12 protein-coding genes are annotated in these 16,772 nt (G+C 47.3%); 5 read left to right on the top strand and 7 right to left on the bottom strand.

All coding sequences use genetic code 11. The features are described from left to right. Positions 1–143 precede the first annotated feature (143 nt). From prmA to NDA03_RS10660, 3 genes are all read right to left on the bottom strand, one after another. Positions 144–1,034, bottom strand: a complete 891-nt coding sequence (prmA, locus tag NDA03_RS10670) for a 50S ribosomal protein L11 methyltransferase (protein ID WP_190536817.1) — start codon at positions 1,032–1,034, stop codon at positions 144–146. Between the two features lie 245 nt (positions 1,035–1,279). Beyond that, positions 1,280–2,860, bottom strand: coding sequence for a phosphoglycerate dehydrogenase (serA, locus tag NDA03_RS10665; RefSeq protein ID WP_190411818.1), 1,581 nt, complete (start codon positions 2,858–2,860; stop codon positions 1,280–1,282). A 276-nt stretch (positions 2,861–3,136) separates the two neighbouring features. After that, a complete protein-coding gene (locus NDA03_RS10660; RefSeq protein ID WP_206755349.1) occupies positions 3,137–3,277 on the bottom strand; it encodes a hypothetical protein in 141 nt (46 codons plus the stop codon). A 79-nt stretch (positions 3,278–3,356) separates the two neighbouring features. On the opposite strand from NDA03_RS10660, the gene NDA03_RS10655 reads away from it, so the two are divergent. The 4 genes from NDA03_RS10655 (at position 3,357) to NDA03_RS10640 (ending at position 6,399) form a co-directional block, all read left to right on the top strand. Next, the gene (locus tag NDA03_RS10655) at positions 3,357–3,872 is read left to right on the top strand and encodes a hypothetical protein (protein ID WP_190411820.1); all 516 of its coding nucleotides are present in this window, start codon (positions 3,357–3,359) and stop codon (positions 3,870–3,872) included. A gap of 124 nt (positions 3,873–3,996) precedes the next feature. Then, a complete protein-coding gene (locus NDA03_RS10650; protein ID WP_348237989.1) occupies positions 3,997–5,010 on the top strand; it encodes an ion channel in 1,014 nt (337 codons plus the stop codon). Positions 5,011–5,144: 134 nt separating this feature from the next. After that, positions 5,145–5,924: a photosystem II S4 domain protein gene (locus NDA03_RS10645; protein WP_190814258.1), complete on the top strand. Its 780-nt coding sequence runs from the start codon at positions 5,145–5,147 to the stop codon at positions 5,922–5,924. Positions 5,925–6,213: 289 nt separating this feature from the next. After that, entirely contained in the window at positions 6,214–6,399 is a 186-nt protein-coding gene (locus NDA03_RS10640) for a PCP reductase family protein (protein ID WP_190411824.1), read from the top strand. A gap of 61 nt (positions 6,400–6,460) precedes the next feature. On the opposite strand, the gene NDA03_RS10635 is transcribed toward NDA03_RS10640, so the two are convergent. Both NDA03_RS10635 and NDA03_RS10630 read right to left on the bottom strand, forming a co-directional pair. Further along, on the bottom strand, positions 6,461–11,077 hold the full coding sequence (locus NDA03_RS10635) for an AAA family ATPase (protein ID WP_348237988.1): 4,617 nt from the start codon (positions 11,075–11,077) through the stop codon (positions 6,461–6,463). Continuing rightward, a complete protein-coding gene (locus NDA03_RS10630; protein ID WP_348237987.1) occupies positions 11,074–12,375 on the bottom strand; it encodes a P-loop NTPase fold protein in 1,302 nt (433 codons plus the stop codon). The genes NDA03_RS10635 and NDA03_RS10630 overlap by 4 nt, the downstream gene beginning before the upstream one ends. Between NDA03_RS10630 and NDA03_RS10625 the strand changes: the two genes are divergently transcribed. Next, positions 12,374–12,517 (top strand): hypothetical protein, encoded by a 144-nt coding sequence (locus tag NDA03_RS10625; RefSeq protein WP_348237986.1) that lies wholly within the window; start codon positions 12,374–12,376, stop codon positions 12,515–12,517. The genes NDA03_RS10630 and NDA03_RS10625 overlap by 2 nt on opposite strands. Positions 12,518–12,548: 31 nt before the next feature. Here NDA03_RS10625 and NDA03_RS10620 read toward each other — a convergent pair whose 3' ends face one another. Together NDA03_RS10620 and NDA03_RS10615 are read right to left on the bottom strand one after the other, a co-directional pair. Then, on the bottom strand, positions 12,549–13,376 hold the full coding sequence (locus tag NDA03_RS10620) for an SWIM zinc finger family protein (RefSeq protein WP_190431715.1): 828 nt from the start codon (positions 13,374–13,376) through the stop codon (positions 12,549–12,551). Positions 13,377–13,444: 68 nt separating this feature from the next. Then, entirely contained in the window at positions 13,445–16,636 is a 3,192-nt protein-coding gene (locus tag NDA03_RS10615) for a DEAD/DEAH box helicase (RefSeq protein ID WP_348237985.1), read from the bottom strand. Between the last annotated feature and the right edge of the window lie 136 nt (positions 16,637–16,772).

Here is a 16,772-nt window from a genome sequence, read left to right as displayed (position 1 = left end):
AGCGATCGGTAGTTAATTGGTAACTCTGATTTAAGACCTTTCATACCTTACTCAGCTTGTGCTTCGCACTACTTTGCTAACAGTCCTCAAACCTCAGTCCTCTCTCCTCTCTCAGTCCTCAGTCCTCAGCACTCAGTCCTAATTTATGAGCGTCGAATATTAAAGCAGCACCACTCTTGACGCCGCCAGAGCGTGGCAACAATCCAATCATGTTGCTCTAAAGTATCGGCAATGGGCTTCGCTTGTTCTAGCAAAACGCCGCTAATAATTCCCCAAGTGCTGGGTTTAGCCATCTCTGTCATCTGCGGGATCAAGTCGATAATCACCTCCGCCAGAATATTGCAAAGAATGCCATCGACCGGCTCATGTAACAATTGCATTAAGCGGTCGATACTGCCTTGCTCCACAATCAACCGATCGGGGCTAATTTTGTTGAGTTCTCGGTTGCTGTGGGTGGCTCGCACCGCCATCGGGTCAAGATCTGCGGCATAAACCCTTTCGGCACCTAAAAGCATTGCGGCAATTGAGAGAATGCCAGATCCACAACCAATATCTGCCACAACGATATCGGGAGTGCCCAAACCCAATCGCATCTCCAACGCTTCCAGACACAGCTGAGTCGTTTGATGGGTGCCGGTGCCAAAAGCGGCTCCGGGATCGAGGCGCAGGGTAATCCGTTCCGTCTGCTCTGGAGGGGGCAACCAGGCAGGGTAGATTAATAAGCGATCGCCAACTTCTTGCGGTTGCCAGTATTGCTTCCAGCTACTTGCCCAATCTTCCTCATCAATTAAATGCCAATCCATCACCGGCATCGGCATTCCCACATTCAGCGCATCTTGACGCAGCCACAGAGACAGCGCCGCCAAATCTAATAACTGCGCTTGGAGTGCGGATAAATAACCACACACTAGGCGCGAGTGTCCTTTAACCTCAATGGATGTGCCGCGACAGCCAAATTTTTCCAGCCGCCAGAAAATTAAATCTTCTAAGGCTGGGTCGCAGAGAACTTGAATTTCCCACCAGGTGTTTGCCATACATCAGGGCTGAGGGCTGAGGACTAAGGACTGAGGTATGAGGGCTGAGGACTGAGGACTGAGGGGTGAGGACTGTTAGCCCAGTGGTGCGAAGCACTGGCTGAGGACTGAGGAAGGTTAGAACGTAGAACTTAGCAATAGAGAGTCAAGAGAAACTAAAAAGAATTTACTCTTTGTGTATCTCTTTTCTTCATCCTCAGTCCTCATACCTCAGTCCTCAGTCCTACATCCTCCATCCTCAGCACTTATAAAGTTACCGTATAGGCATCTCGAATGCCGGGAATCTTGAGAATTTCCGCCAAAATTCCCTCTGGTAGGGGATCGTCTAGGCTTAACACCATTACTGCATCGCCGCGCACGATTTTACGACCCACCTGCATACTGGCAATATTGACATTAAAACTGCCCAATAGGGAACCAATATTCCCGATAATTCCTGGCATATCGCGGTGCAGCGTAAACAGCATATTAGAAGTGGGGGGGACGTTGATGGGAAAATCATCAATGCTAGTGATCCGAATTTCGTTATCGCCCAATAAAGCACCAGTGACCGAGTGTTCTCCTAGGGAACCCTTTGCCGACAGTTGCAGCGAACCCGAATAATCTCGAATCGAGGCATCCCGCGTTTCAATCACGCGAATTCCCCGCTCCTTTGCCTCAATACTGGCATTCACGTAGTTCACTCGCTCTCTCAACGCTTGAGAGAGCAGCCCTTTCAGTGCTGCTACGATGAGAGGCTGACTTTGATTAGTTGCCAATTCTCCCTGCAAGCTGATATTCAACAACTCAATCCGTCCTCCAGCCAGTTGCCCGACCAAATGACCCAGAGTTTCCGCCAAGAGGAGATAAGGTCTGAGTTTTTCCAATACGTCAGGCCGCAACCCAGGAATATTCACGGCTGAACGCGCTGGTAGCCCCAGCAGAACGTCCCGAATCTGCTCGGCAACATCAATAGCGACATTTACCTGCGCTTCTGCTGTAGAGGCTCCCAGGTGGGGAGTGAGGATAAGATTTTTCCCCAGCGATCGCAACTCCGACTCGCCAAGCGGTTCTGTCTCAAAAACGTCCAACGCCGCCCCAGCAATTTTGCCAGCTTTTAACGCCTCCGCCAAGGCTGCCTCATCAATAATGCCACCACGGGCACAATTGATAATCCGAGTCGTGGGTTTCATTTTAGCGATCGCTTCGGCGTTAATCAGATGAGTCGTTTCTGGAGTTTTGGGGATGTGCAGGGTAATGTAATCGGATTCCTGAAACAGCATATCCAGATCGACTAGACGACAACCCAGTTCATCTGCCCGTTCTACCGAGATGAAGGGATCGTAAGCTAGCAGTTTCATCCCCATCGCTTTCGCAACGCTGGCGACATGAGAACCAATTTTCCCCAAACCGACAACACCCAGCGTTTTCTTGTAAACTTCAGCCCCGATAAAACTCTTGCGATCCCACTGACTGCTTTTCACCGACTGATTGGCTTCGGGGATATAACGGGAGAGCGATAGCATCATTGCCAAAGCGTGTTCTGCTGCTGCAATGGTGTTACCTTCGGGGGAATTGACGACGACAATTCCTTGTCGGGTGGCGGCTGGAACATCGACATTATCGACGCCAACTCCAGCACGACCAATAATTTTTAGCTGGGTGCCCGCTTCGATAATTTCTTTGGTGACATGGGTTCCAGAACGAATCATCAGAGCGTCATACTCTGGCATAATTCGCACCAGTTCTTCTGGAGAAAGACCTGTTTTAATGTCAACTTGGGCAACTTGGGAGAGGATATCTATTCCAACTTGGTCTATGGGATCGGAAACAAGAACCTTGGACATGATGGGCAGGTGAGTCTAAATAAAAATTCCATTACGACACGCACGCACGACCCCTAAAAGGTCAAAACCGCAAGTCGCGCGTTGCGTTGCATCCACTTCGCCAGGATAGCTCCCTTGCGTTACGCGATCGCGTGCCGGTAAAACCTTAGGAGCAAGCTTGCCTGATGGGAGCTGGCTTAGACATCGCGTCTAATCACTCTCCACCACGAACAATACAGGCAGAAGGTCATTTTAACTGTATCAGGTGTCTTTGTACGGCTGGTTGGCTGAAAGTTTTTAACTTTCATTCGCGTGGGCGAAGTGCTTCTTGCCGATGGCGGAACGAAACAAAACACAGCCAAAGATATCAGCTACCCATCGCACAAATGCGATCGCTTTCGCATATACCGCTCCTAGCGACTTCTCGCGCAAGTGCATCCTAATTACGGTAGAAGATTTGCTGTCCCTTGCACTGCTAGGCTTTAACTAAGGCTATCTCAGCATTTTACGAATCACCATGAATTATCTCGTTGCCGTACTGGCAGACCGCATCCAGGCAGAAGCCGCCTATTCCGCTTTAGAGAAAGAAGGCTTACCGATGAATAAAGTTAGTATTTTGGGCAGAGGATACAAAAGCGCGGATGAATTTGGCTTAATTGACCCCAACGAGCAAGCTAAAAAGCAATCAAAGCTGATGGCTTATTGGCTCATCCCCTTTGGATTTTTCGCTGGAATAGCTTTCAATATCACCACGGGTTTAGACACCTTTGCCTGGGCGGGTCCAATCGGCAATTACCTGATTGCTGGACTTTTAGGTGCCGCCTCCGGTGCGATGGGTAGCGTGTTTGTGGGGGGAGGAGTAGGCTTGGCGCTGGGAAGTGGTGATGCCTTGCCTTACCGCAACCGCCTCAATGCCGGTAAGTATCTGATTGTCGTCAAAGCTTCCGAAACGATCATCCGCCAAGCGACTCGGATTCTCCGTCAGTTTGAACCCGAAAATATCCAAGGCTACGTTGACTCAGAGGGAGTCTAGAAAATAAGCACCTTCCAACCTTTCGAGCTGGCTGGGTCTTCCATCCACGGGCAGAGGAAGTAACAAACACAACATTGTTACTTTAACTACCAGCCTGAGCGCAAGTCACTGGAAGGGGGTTTAGATGCAAATATTGCCAACTTGTTTGGGAGTTGCGCTCGTCGGCTCGATCGTAGTTGATGTGCTTTGGACAACGATCGCCGTCGGCGGCGGTGGGGGGCCGATTACATCTAGATTGTCCAATTGCTTGTGGAGATTGCTTCTCCATCGACATCGCTCCTCTCCCTCTCATCAGATGCTTTCCGTTGCAGGCTACAGCACCATTGGCATTTCTACGCTGCTGTGGATTTTGGCTACTTGGGCAGGATGGGTCTTAATTTTTAGCGCCAGCGATCGCTCGTTGATTTCTGCGGATACAAAGCAGCCTACTGATATCTGGGAGAAAATTTACTTTACAGGTTATACCTTAGTTACTCTCGGTCTTGGAGACTACCAACCCCAAGGAAAAATTTGGCAACTGGCAACTGCGACGGCAGCAGCGAACGGGTTTTTCCTCATTACTCTATCGATTACTTATCTGCTTTCTGTAGTGTCAGCCGGAACCCAGAAACGACAGTTGGCAACCTACATTTCCTGTCTTGGTAATACTCCCACCGAAATCGTCACCAAAGCATGGAACGGTAAAGATTTTGGGATGCTATCTCAGCACTTGGTAGCGATCGCGCCTATGCTAGCGTTATACGGGCAAAGTCATTTCGCTTATCCGGTACTTCATTACTTTCATAGCACCAGGCGGGAGACAGCGGCGGAAATTAACATGGCTGTCTTGGACGAGGCGCTGACCTTGCTTGAATTTGGCATCAAGCCGGAGCATCGACCCGATTCGGTGGCGCTGTACCCAGTAAGACAAACGCTGTCCGTCTTTCTAGAAACTCTTACTTCTGCTTACATTAAGCCAGCCTCAGACGTGCCACCCCTAGCAATGCTAGATGAGTTACGTGCGTACGGGATTCCCACGGTTAGCGATGAAGTCTTTGCATCAGAAGTCAGCAACTTGACGAAACGACGGCGTTTGCTCCTCGCCTTAGTCAGAAATGATGGGTGGTCGTGGAAACAGATCGGGAATCGGTTTGGGTAAATGGGAATGATTCAGTTTAGCCAAGCGCGAGGAGCCGCTAGGAGCGGCATACGCGAAAGCGATCGCACTCTCCATCAGGTTTCGCTCCCAACGATAGAATCAAGAAAGTTTCACCTCAATCAAGCGTCTGCTGTATGTTGCCAAGGGAAGAACTCCTCAAAGGAGTCGAAAATCGAGAGACTGTGGCTCGTGTTATCGATCTAGCGGATCAAGCGATTAAAACCTGGGAAGTAGTCTTTACGGATTTTCTGTCTCCTCCAGAACTAGCTGAAATCCAGCAAGCGTTTAATCGGTTAACAGAAGTCCAACTCGTTGCTTGGGGAGGTTATCCGCAAGCTGAACGACAGCGAATTGCGATCGCGCGTGCAGAATTGCCCCTCGATGCCTCACAAGTTTCGATTGCTGCTATCGATATTGCCGGTAATTTCTTGTTTGACCAAGCCACCCACCGAGACTTCCTCGGCGCAATGTTGGGGTGTGGGATCGTCCGCGAAAAGACTGGGGACGTGATTGTGCTGGGAGAGCAAGGAGCGCAGGCGATTGTTGTTCCAGAAATGGTGGAGTTTTTGGGAATGCATCTCAATCAGGTGCGTTCCGTCCCGGTAAAAACTCGGCAAATTGAATTAAGCGAGTTAAAAATTCGGGAACCGAAAAAGAAAGAATTGACAACGGTGGAGGCTTCATTGAGGCTGGATGCGATCGCTTCCGCTGGCTTTGGGATGTCTCGCAGCAAAATGGTTGATTTCATTGACGGCGGTGATGTGCGATTGAACTGGAAAGAAGTCACCCAGCCAAGTCATCTTCTGAAGTCTGGAGACTTAATTGCGATTCGCGGCAAAGGACGGTTAGAGGTTGGGGAAATTGCTGTTACCAAAAAGGAACGCTACCGCGTGCAGCTAACAAGATTTATGTAAAACTTTCAATCTTGAATCTTCAACCCTAAATCGGAACTTTATCTCTCGTAAATATCTTGCCCATAGCGAATGTATTTGCTGTAGGCAAGATATTTATTAGTTGAACGAAGAGGGCACAGAAGAAACTAAAGCAAGCTCAGCCAAAGAAATTGATTTTTCCTAAGGCTGGTGTGTCATGGCGCGAGGAGCCGCTAGGAACGGCATACGCGAAAGCGATCGCTACTTGATAAAATGCGATTAAGTTTACTAGCTAAAAGCTGAATGGCTGATAGCTAAGGGCTGGTGTACCATGCGCGATTCTGATTTTACAGATGTTTTACAGTGGACGCCGGAAGCAAAGGCAAAGCTGAAAAATATTCCTTTTTTTGTCCGTTCCCAAGCGCGTCAGCGAATTGAGCAGATCGCTCGTGCAGGGGGTTTGGAAGTTGTCACAGGTGAGTTAGTGGAGCAGGCGCGGCTAGAATTTGGGCAGTGAGTGATCGCGCTTGGTATGGCGCTTACTATGGTATTGGATAAGTTATATCGCATCCTAGCAGCTACTTTTGGGTGCCGATACCGTCGCAGAGATGGCGATCGCTCACATTGCGATTTGTCTGCAAATAATCGTGTACCCAATCGCAACCACGCACCAGTAAATCGTCCAGATCGAGATTCCACAGTTTGATGGTCTTGTCCCAACTGGCAGAAGCCAAAGTCTTGCCATCCGGGCTGTAACTGACACTAAAGACTGCTGCGCTATGCCCTTGGAGGGTAGCAATCGCTTTACCCGTTTCCCGATTCCACAGTTTGATGGTGTTGTCATAACTGGCAGAAGCCAAAGTCTTGCCATCCGGGCTGTAACTGACACTCCTGACTGCTGCCATATGCCCTTGGAGGGTAGCAATCGCTTTACCCGTTTCCCGATTCCACAGTTTGATGGTGTTGTCATAACTGGCAGAAGCCAAAATTTTGCCATCCGGGCTGTAACTGACACTAAAAACTGCTGCCATATGCCCTTGAAAGGTAGCAATTGCTTTACCCGTTTCTCGATTCCACAGTTTGATGGTCTTGTCTTCACTTGCGGAAGCCAAAGTCTTGCCATCCGGACTGTAACTGACACTAAAGACTGCTGCGCTATGCCCTTGGAGGGTAGCAATCGCTTTACCCGTTTCTCGATTCCACAGTTTGATGGTCTTGTCTTCACTTGCGGAAGCCAAAGTCTTGCCATCCGGGCTGTAACTAATGCTAAAGACTGCTGCCATATGCCCTTGGAGGGTAGCAATCGCTTTACCCGTTTCCCGATTCCACAGTTTGATGGTGTTGTCCTCACTTGCGGAAGCCAAAGTCTTGCCATCCGGGTTGTAACTGACGCTCCAGACTGAATCGCGATGCCCTTGGAGGGTAGCAATCGCTTTACCCGTTTCCCGATTCCACAGTTTGATGGTGTTGTCATAACTGGCAGAAGCCAAAGTTTTGCCATCCGGGCTGTGACTGATGCTAATTACTGAATCGCGATGCCCTTGGAGGGTAGCAATCGCTTTACCCGTTTCCCGATTCCACAGTTTGATGGTGTTGTCCCGACTGGCGGAAGCCAAAGTCTTGCCATCCGGGCTGTAACTGACACTAAAGACTGCTGCGCTATGCCCTTGGAGTGTAGCAATAAATTCACTCGTTGCTAGATTCCACAGTTTGATGGTGTTGTCCTCACTTGCAGAAGCCAAAGTCTTGCCATCCGGGCTGTAACTGACGCTCCAGACTGAATCGCGATGCCCTTGGAGGGTAGCAATCGCTTTACCCGTTTCCCGATTCCACAGTTTGATGGTGTTGTCATAACTGGCGGAAGCCAAAGTCTTGCCATCCGGGCTGTAACTGACACTCCTGACTGCTGCACTATGCCCTTGGAGGGTAGCAATCGCTTTACCCGTTTCCCGATTCCACAGTTTGATGGTGTTGTCATAACTGGCGGAAGCCAAAGTCTTGCCATCCGGGCTGTAACTAATGCTAAAGACTGCTGCGCTATGCCCTTGGAGGGTAGCAATCGCTTTACCCGTTTCCCAATTCCACAATTTGATAGTCTTGTCTTCACTTGCGGAAGCCAAAGTCTTGCCATCTGGGCTGTAACTAATGCTAATGACTGCGGCGCTATGCCCTTGGAGTGTAGCAATGAATTCACTCGTTGCCAGATTCCACAGTTTGATAGTGTTGTCCTCACTTGCGGAAGCCAAAGTCTTGCCATCCGGGCTGTAACTGATGCTAATGACTGCGGCGCTATGCCCTTCCAAGCGGTTGCGCTCTCTCACCCCATAAACCGCCTGTCGCAGTGCAGTTACAACTTGTATCTCGGTATCTGTTTTTGCTCCACCTGCTTGCTTGAGTGCTATTCCTGCCCGTAAACCTTCTATTAGCGCATCAAACTCTTTATTTGAGAAAAATAGTGCACCGGAATAACGACTAAGAGCATCAATTTGCCCTATCTGAAATTCTTTTAATTTCTCTTCACTACGTATTCGTTGCTCTTTTTCCTTCCTCAGTTCTGCTAATAGTTCAGCTCCCTGTTGCTGACGAATAAATGCCACCAGATAATCGTGAACCAGTTGATAGCGGTCCGCGGGAGATTCTGGCACTCGCACCACTAACCCCGAACTCAGTAAAATCTCTAAAACTAAAGCCAGATTGTCAGCTTTTAATTCTAAAGACTGTGCCAAATCAGCACGAGTTTTTAAAGGACGAGTATTATTTTCATCGGTGAGCAAGTATAAAACCAGTTGAGCTAGTTTTCTGTTTTCTTCTGAACCGCAATCTTCGATAACTTCTGCTAAATGTCGCTCCACCAGTTCTACTTTCGGGTTGTCCCCCAGACACCGATACTGTTCTAAAGTAGTAATTTTTTCTGACTGGAGTTGTGCCCCAACAATTTGCAACTCTATCGGACGTACCGCCTTCAACTCTCCCGCCAAATCCTTCACCAGTTCCTCTATCAACGCTGGCTCTAAGTAAAACTGGGAGCGTTTGGTTAAGTTTTCAATAACTAACTTTGCCTCCTTGGGCGAAAAATCGCCTAAGTAATACAAAATATTTTTATCAAGTATGTTGTTGTTAACCGCACCCATCTGATGGATGCGGTTGCATTCCAACAAATAATGTAAATAATCCTCTCGCAACGCCAGGATAATCTTTACATAGGGAATATCCAGACAAGCTTGCAAAAAATTATAAAAATCTAATCTTTTTGTTTGGTCTCTGTAAACAAAGAAAAACTCTTCAAACTGGTCAAATATCAGAACAGTTAACAGATTACAATCCGCATTTTTTCGCAACTGTTCAATAATCCCTGCCGTTGAATTAAAAGTTACTCCTAACAGAGCTTGAAAAGGCGGGCTAATTGATCCTTCTTTCTCCCCCCTTATTAATGGGGGCTGGAGGGAATCTTCATGGCGTTGCACCCTCTCTGCCCTTATTAAGGGGGGCTGGGGGGAATCTTCATGGCGTTGCGCGATCGCCTTTTCCCCCAATCCCTCCACTAAATCCCTGCCCAATGCGCTAACCCAATCAGTGTAAAATCGCACTACAACAGGTAAAGCATTTCGCTCTCCAATTGGTTGCTGTTTCAAGACTGGAACTAACCCCGCTCTCAGAATCGAACTTTTTCCTACCCCTGACTGACCGTGAATTACGATTAGTTTATGTTGATTACTACTAATTCTTCCTATTAAACGCTTAACATCTTGCTCCCGACCGGAAGCAGCGATTTCCTGAGAAATGATTACTTCATGACCAGTTTTTAATAATGGGTGAATTACCTGTCGTTTTGGTTGTAAATGAGACGTACCCGCAAAAGCTCGAAAATTGTATTGATACTCAGTAGAAATTCTTTCTTGTTTAATTTCAAAGGCTTTTAAATACTCACCTTCCTGGTAATAAAGCCATTGCAACTCTTCCAAAATATCAACATGAAGTTTTGGATCGTACTGTGGAATTGCTTCTTCACTAGCTTTTTCTAAGTTAACAACAGCTTCTTTAGCTAAACCTAAATGCGATTGCGATCGCGCTAAAATAAATCGATATAAACCCCGCTTGTATGGCTGAATACTTGGAATCCTATCTAAAGTTTGCAATGCTTGTTGAGCTAATTGATTCGCATCATCCCAGCGCGATTGCTCTAGAGCTACTTCTGCAAAAAAGCCGTAATCTTGAGCTAATTGGCTTAAATCCCCGTATTTTTGGTGTAGATTAACAGCTTTTTGGGCAAGAATTTGTAAATCTTCCCATGCTTGTAGCTGTCGCAAAACGTCACCAAGTTTACTAATATGGCTAGCGACCAAATCCGGACGTTCAGCTTGCTCAAAAACATCAAGGCATTGCTGAAGATAATAGCGGATTTCTTCCCAATACCGCTGATTTTGTTCAGCCTTGCTGTAATAACATAATGCAATATTAAGTAGCAATCTACCTTGCCGCTCTAGATGTTTCCTTTCCTGCCAATATCTTAAACTTTTTTGATAATGTTCTATAGCAGCATCTATTTGATTATTTGCATAATCATCTAAGCCGCGACAAAATTCTAAACCCGCTTCTACCTCTGGCTCTAATTCTTGTCCGCGACTTTGCAAATCCTGAAAAGCTGCCTCTATTTCACAGCAAGTTTCTAAATTAGTAATTACATTGCCAGTAAATAACGCATCTGTATTTTGCTTCAGAAAATCAATTAACTCATCAGTACAGAGTGCAAACTCAACACTTGTTGCCCAACTCTCAAAATCTGGTGCTAAGCGGATCAACTTTTGTAGAACTTGGTCGTTAACCCACAACACCAGTGGGAACGGAAAATTTTGGCGAAACTCCTCCCTTACTTGGTTGGTTGAAGTGAGAACCGTGTTGAGGTCGTTCACCGACTCCAAACCAAAAACCATCACAGCTGACGGCTTTTCATCTCCTAGTTCTGCAAGTAGGATTGTGTAGAGTGTCTTGACAGATGCAGGCAAGTTTAACTCTCGGATCTCCACTGAGGATAACTCCCGCAGGCGTTGCACCATGTGATCGCGCAACGCCCCATAGTTGCACCGCGCCAAAATTAGCCGAAATTGCCCTTGAGACAGCCTAATTGCCCGTACCAGGGCCTTCAGCGAACTCTCGTTATCAGCAGCAACATCTTCCAGTTGATGCGAGTTAGTCATAGCTGAAGTTCTTTCGCTTCTCGCAAAATTGGATTGATATCAAACCAAGACCCATCTTCGTCTCGGTATTCAAATACAAACATATCGCGCACTAGAGTTTGGTATCGTTCCTCTCCTCTTAAGCTTTTCTGTTGTGCCACTTCCCGCAGCAATATCCATTCATCCTCAGTGAGTGCCAAGATTAGCGCATTCCGGCGTTGCCGAATCACCCCTTCAAGGCAATCCCGCGACAGAGGTGGATCGTCTCGCTCAAGACAGCGGGAAAGCAGCACCAGCAGGTTCCGCACATGACCGCCACTTACACGGCACAGGCGAGCTAAAGTTTCAGGACTATCAAAAACTTCTGTAATTTTATTGACACGCTCTACTACATTTACGTCGGGGAAGGCTCTTGCCAGTACCATCTGTTGCAGCAGCGCCATCCCCTCTTTTGATTCACCGCCAGAGCGTACCTGCACGGGCACCATCGGCAACACCTTGGGATCTCCCCCAAATCGATTCGTCAGCCTTCCTAAAGCGTTTGAAAAAATCAACACCAGTGGAATCGTATAGACCACATGGCAATTCAGCTGGTTGAGTTGTTCTCCCCGTTCTACAAATAAATATTCTGGCTGAATTTGCCCGGTTGGCTTTACCGAGTTTTCCAGTCGATCCAGATTATCGATAATGACTACCAGTCCTTTTTTGCCTTGCTGCTTAAGTTTTTCTCTAGCAACTCCAAATAGTTCCTTGTTAATCGCTTCTAGAATCCCATTCGTGCGTGGTTCTAAATATTGCCTTAACTGATTGCGAAGCTTGGGACTATCTTTAGTTTTAGCAGTCAGCTTGCCGATGCCCACAGACAACTCAGCTTCCATCGAAACATCTATCGGTGTCTGCAAAAAGTCTGCTATTTCAGTAAATAAATTAGTAAAGTAGCCTGGTTTAAGCTTGATTTGAATCGCTTCCAGGCTTGCACTCACCTGACGAGCGATCGCCAGCATTATATCTGTAACATCGACATCTGCCATTTCCAAAACTTGGCTAGACTCGAAATAAACTACATGAAATCCCTGCTGCTCTAAATCAGCCTGAAGTTGCTGCAATTCTGTGGACTTGCCACAGCCGATATGTCCTGTAAACAATTGGCAGGTCGGCTTATCAGGTGAAAGACGGGTGACGGTTCGTCCCAACTCGCGGATAATATTGCCCCCGCGCACTGAGGAGAAATCGATGTAATACTTTCGCTCCTCGGCATTGCCCATGTTCAGAGGGCTAGGGTTACACGCTTGATAAAACCTCTGCAAATCCAGTTTCATGAATTTCCTCGCAACCGGGCTGATCCTTACTCTCTACCGCCGCCATTCTACGCATTCCGTAAAACGCTTTGAGCGCTCAATCGCCCAAAGCATCCTGCCGGGAAGTCCTGCTTGCCTCAACAAGCGATCGCACTCTCAATGATTACGCTAAGCGATCGCTTCTTCTCAATCTATTAACTCTCTTCTAAATTCATTGCCGCTAGAAAAGCTTGCTGACTGACTGTTTGATAAACGGTGTCTAGATATTGCATCACCGGCTGACTAGAACCGGATGCGAGAGGAATCGCTCCCAGTACATCTAATACAGTGTCGCCGGTCGGTGCAATCACCACCAGTGAAGAATCCAGCGGTTCGTCGTATTGCCAGAATTCCTCAACTTTAAGAGGAGTTGCTGGTAAGGATGAAGTATCCTCGCCCGATAGCTGGGATGTCTCAGCCGTGGTAATTTCATTCTCAGAATTTTGCTCGCTACCGCGTCTTAGCTTGCGTAAGGTATCGAGGATTTGTTCTTTGGGGCGTCCCCGCAACTGGAAGATGACGAAAGGATCTTCACTGAAGCGATCGCCTAACTGATAATAAACTGCACCAATGTGTTTGCAGGGAATTTCTTTATCCGGGCAACTGCACCGTGCATGGATATCAGACAAAGTAAAGGGAAATATACTCAAACCATTGGCGGTAAACACTTCTTGAATGTTGGGCGGCATTTCTCCCGCCAATAGTTGGGCAGAAAAAATCGCCCGTTGAGACATGGTTTCAATCACATAATCCCACTGTTCATCTGTAAAAGGGTCTAGGGATAGGGAAACTTGATAGGGTTCCGGTGCCGTACCTTGCACTTTTGCTAACACCTTTGGACCTTTAAATTCAATGCCGAGAACATTTCCCTGCATTGCATAATTTCGTGCCCTTTCCAATCGCTTTTTGAAGCGGGACTTCTCTAATAGATCAATCCATTCTTGTACCCACCATTCACGGCTTTGAATTTCGTAATTGTTCATACTATGGCTTATTTGTTATTCGTCATTACTTTAGAAATCCAACTAACGAGTGATGACTCTGAACTGGCTCATTCATCATCAATTACAGCAGTCCGATCCAGCAGTAATAAATTGCGGAGTTGGTCAGTATTCAGTTCCGTAATCCACTGTTCACCGGCACCCACCACTTGCTCTGCCAATGCTTTTTTACTTTCAATCATTTCATTAATTCTTTCTTCGAGGGTGCCGGTACAGGTGAATTTATGTACCTGTACATTCCGGGTTTGACCAATCCGAAATACCCGATCCGTTGCCTGATTTTCAACTGCTGGGTTCCACCAACGGTCGAAATGAAAGACATGATTCGCACGTGTTAAATTGAGACCCGTTCCACCAGCTTTTAAAGAAAGAATAAAAATTCGGGGACCTTCTGGGTCATTTTGGAATCGGTCAATCATTTCCTCCCGTTGTTGTTTGCGGGTGCCTCCATATAAAAATAGGGTTTCCCCACCTAGATGTTTCTCTAAATAGGGTTGGAGAAGTTTTCCCCACTCGGCAAATTGAGTAAAAATCAAAGCGCGATCGCCTTCTAATAAAGCTTCTTCCAACATCTCTTCTAACCGCTGAAGTTTCCCAGATCGCCGCTGTGATACCAGTTCTTTTTCCTTTAAAAATTGGGCGGGATGGTTGCAGATTTGCTTTAATTTTATCAACAAAGCTAAAATGATTCCCTTTCGTTGCACGCCTTCGCTGGCTTCAATTTCAACCAGCGATTCTTCCACCAGTTTTTGATAGAGCGCAGCTTGTTCGGCAGAGAGTCCGCAGAATACGGTCATTTCCTGCTTTTCTGGCAAATCTTGGATGATATTGCGATCGCTTTTCAGGCGTCGCAGGATAAAAGGACTAACAAGCGATCGCAATGTCTGCAACGAAGCCATATCTCCATATTTTTCAATCGGCAAGGCAAACCGGCGTTGAAAGAAATCTCGCGTTCCCAAATACCCCGGATTCAGGAAATCTAAAATTGACCACAGTTCTGCCAAGCGATTTTCCACCGGCGTTCCTGTTAGCGCAATCCGAAAACCTGCTTTTAACTGACGAACTGCTTGCGATTGCTTTGCCTGGGGATTCTTAATATTTTGAGCTTCATCCAGCACCACACCCCGCCAGGAAATACTTTGAAGGTCTTTGGCATCCCGAAACGCCAGTGAATAACTGGTAATGACCAAGTCTTTGCCCTTAACGGCTTTTGCCAGCGCTTTCCCTTTCGGTCGTTTATCCCCGTGATGGACGACAACTTTCAGCGTAAGGCCAAATTTCTTAACTTCTCGTTCCCAGTTCCCCAAAACTGAAGTCGGGCAAACTAATAGCGTCGGTGCTTCTAATTTCTCTCCTTCTTGTAAATTCAGCAGAAAGGCGATGCATTGAATTGTTTTTCCCAATCCCATATCGTCTGCGAGGCAAGCTCCCAAACCCCAGCGTTCGAGGAAAGAGAGCCAGCCGACGCCCCGCGCTTGATAAGGTCGCAATTGCCCCTGGAAATTGGCAGGAGGCGCGATCGCTTCCACCGCCTGATTATTGGTTAAAGTTGTTAGCAACTGCTGAAGCGGCCCTGCTGCCTCAAAGCTAACCACCGGAAGTTTTTCGATTACCTTAGTATCGCCGGTACTCAGCCGCAGAGCATCTTCTAAGGAAAGAGCCATTTGGTCTTTGGGCGTTGCTAGCAGCAACTGAGCGGCTTTCACATCGGAGGGTTGCAGGGCTATCCACTCCCCATTCACTTGCACTAGCGGACTTTGCAGAGCGATTAGGCGGTCAAATTCTTGTTTAGAAATCGTGCGATCGCCAATTGCTAATTCCCACTCGAAAGACAGCCAGCTTTGCAATCCCGACTGACCTTTGCCCGGTGTGGTGCTAGAGCGAATTTTCAGCCCCAAGTGCCTATTTTCTCCCTCCGCAGGCATCAGACTAGACGGCATCACGACTCCCAATCCACTGTCTTTGAGTCGCCATGCACCCGCCTTGATAAATTCGTATACCTGTACGGGTGTCAAGCGACAAGACTGTGGGCGACGTTCATGCAAGCTGGATTCAATGGGAGGATAAAGTCGGGCAGCCAGACCTAAGCTACTCAGAAAAGTCTCCTGATGATGCTCAATTGTGCGACCTTTGAAGACCAAACGCTCTAAGGGATGGTTCCAGATAGTTTCTGCATTCACCAAAAATTCTGGGTCGCCCGTTGCCTGGAGAAAGTATTCTAAACTCCAATTCTCATCACCTGTATCAGGTGGTTGGAGAAGGAAACAGGTGCGAAATCGGTTTTGTTGGTATTGGCGGGTTCTCAATTCCCCGCTAGCGAACACCGGGGCGAGTAAATGATCTCGTACTGGCGATGTCCAAGTCTGAAAGGCTGCTTCCAAGCGTCCAATTGCCGCCGGTTCTGTTTTGAGGGTATTGGATGCGGTAGAAAGGGCTTGCAACCACTCCTGCACTATCGGTTCTACTGCGGGTAAGGCAGAATTCCCAGCACTCGAACGCACTTGTGCGTCGATCGCACTGCCTAAGAATCCTAAGAGTAATTCCTTGGGTTCTTCTGGATCTAGTTGTTCTTTAGGTTTTTCTTTACCACTAACCTCCGAGTGTTGATAAGTGCGGCAGGCAGAGGGCATGAGCTGGGTAAACTTTTCCAAACGCGCTTGATCTAACCCACTATCGAGTAGAGGTTGCCAAGCGGCGACAACAGTACCATCTGACTGCCGATGCAGGGTTGGTAAAAACTTAGATCGCACCAGAAGATCCAAAATCCAGCGGCTAACCTGTGCCCAAAAGCGTAAATCTCCCCCGACATAAGTATCAGATGCTTGAAAAGAGCCAAGGGGCAACGCTTGCAAAAATTGTATGGCTTCCAGAGGATCGAGACATAGCCCTTCAACTTGCCAGAGGTGTAAGGATAAGGTTGAAGCATCCGCACCGTCTGAAAGCATTTTGGTGGATAGCAGTGGGCAAACTGGATCTCCTGCCTCTATTTGGGTGGGCAAAGCGATCGCTTTCTTGTCCCATTTCTCATTAGCCCGACTTTTCGCATGGCTGCGCGATTCTCCAAGGAGACTACGCGATCGCAAAAAAGCGATTAATTCTACCTGCGTCATCGCCATCGGATGGGATGCCACTGTATCGGGTTGAGAAGACATCGCAGGCGTCATGGGTCGCCAAATTTCTCCCCAAACAAATAGATAACCACCCTGAGGTTGAATGAGCCAACTACCGTGTAAAATTGCCATGTTTAAAAGCTTTTTTTGTGAGAATTAACTCAATTTATTAACGTTTATTAGAGCAGAAATTAGCAATTAGATAATTCGATGCTTTTTCCTTAGCTAAATTAAAGGCATCACTTTTTACAAGTTTTACTTAAAAATT

It is taken from the genome of Trichocoleus sp. Lan (assembly GCF_039961855.1).
Taxonomy (GTDB): domain Bacteria; phylum Cyanobacteriota; class Cyanobacteriia; order Cyanobacteriales; family FACHB-T130; genus FACHB-T130.
The sequence above is the reverse complement of the archived record's forward strand: the minus strand, read 5'-3'. Positions and strand labels throughout refer to the sequence as shown.

Coding starts and splice junctions, on each gene's coding strand:
- serA (WP_190411818.1), bottom strand. CDS start 2,860: ATGTCCAAGGTTCTTGTTTCCGATCCCATAGACCAAGTTGGAATAGAT.
- NDA03_RS10645 (WP_190814258.1), top strand. CDS start 5,145: ATGTTGCCAAGGGAAGAACTCCTCAAAGGAGTCGAAAATCGAGAGACT.
- NDA03_RS10635 (WP_348237988.1), bottom strand. CDS start 11,077: ATGACTAACTCGCATCAACTGGAAGATGTTGCTGCTGATAACGAGAGT.
- NDA03_RS10625 (WP_348237986.1), top strand. CDS start 12,374: ATGAATTTCCTCGCAACCGGGCTGATCCTTACTCTCTACCGCCGCCAT.
- NDA03_RS10630 (WP_348237987.1), bottom strand. CDS start 12,375: ATGAAACTGGATTTGCAGAGGTTTTATCAAGCGTGTAACCCTAGCCCT.
- NDA03_RS10650 (WP_348237989.1), top strand. CDS start 3,997: ATGCAAATATTGCCAACTTGTTTGGGAGTTGCGCTCGTCGGCTCGATC.
- NDA03_RS10615 (WP_348237985.1), bottom strand. CDS start 16,636: ATGGCAATTTTACACGGTAGTTGGCTCATTCAACCTCAGGGTGGTTAT.
- NDA03_RS10655 (WP_190411820.1), top strand. CDS start 3,357: ATGAATTATCTCGTTGCCGTACTGGCAGACCGCATCCAGGCAGAAGCC.
- NDA03_RS10660 (WP_206755349.1), bottom strand. CDS start 3,277: ATGCACTTGCGCGAGAAGTCGCTAGGAGCGGTATATGCGAAAGCGATC.
- NDA03_RS10620 (WP_190431715.1), bottom strand. CDS start 13,376: ATGAACAATTACGAAATTCAAAGCCGTGAATGGTGGGTACAAGAATGG.
- prmA (WP_190536817.1), bottom strand. CDS start 1,034: ATGGCAAACACCTGGTGGGAAATTCAAGTTCTCTGCGACCCAGCCTTA.
- NDA03_RS10640 (WP_190411824.1), top strand. CDS start 6,214: ATGCGCGATTCTGATTTTACAGATGTTTTACAGTGGACGCCGGAAGCA.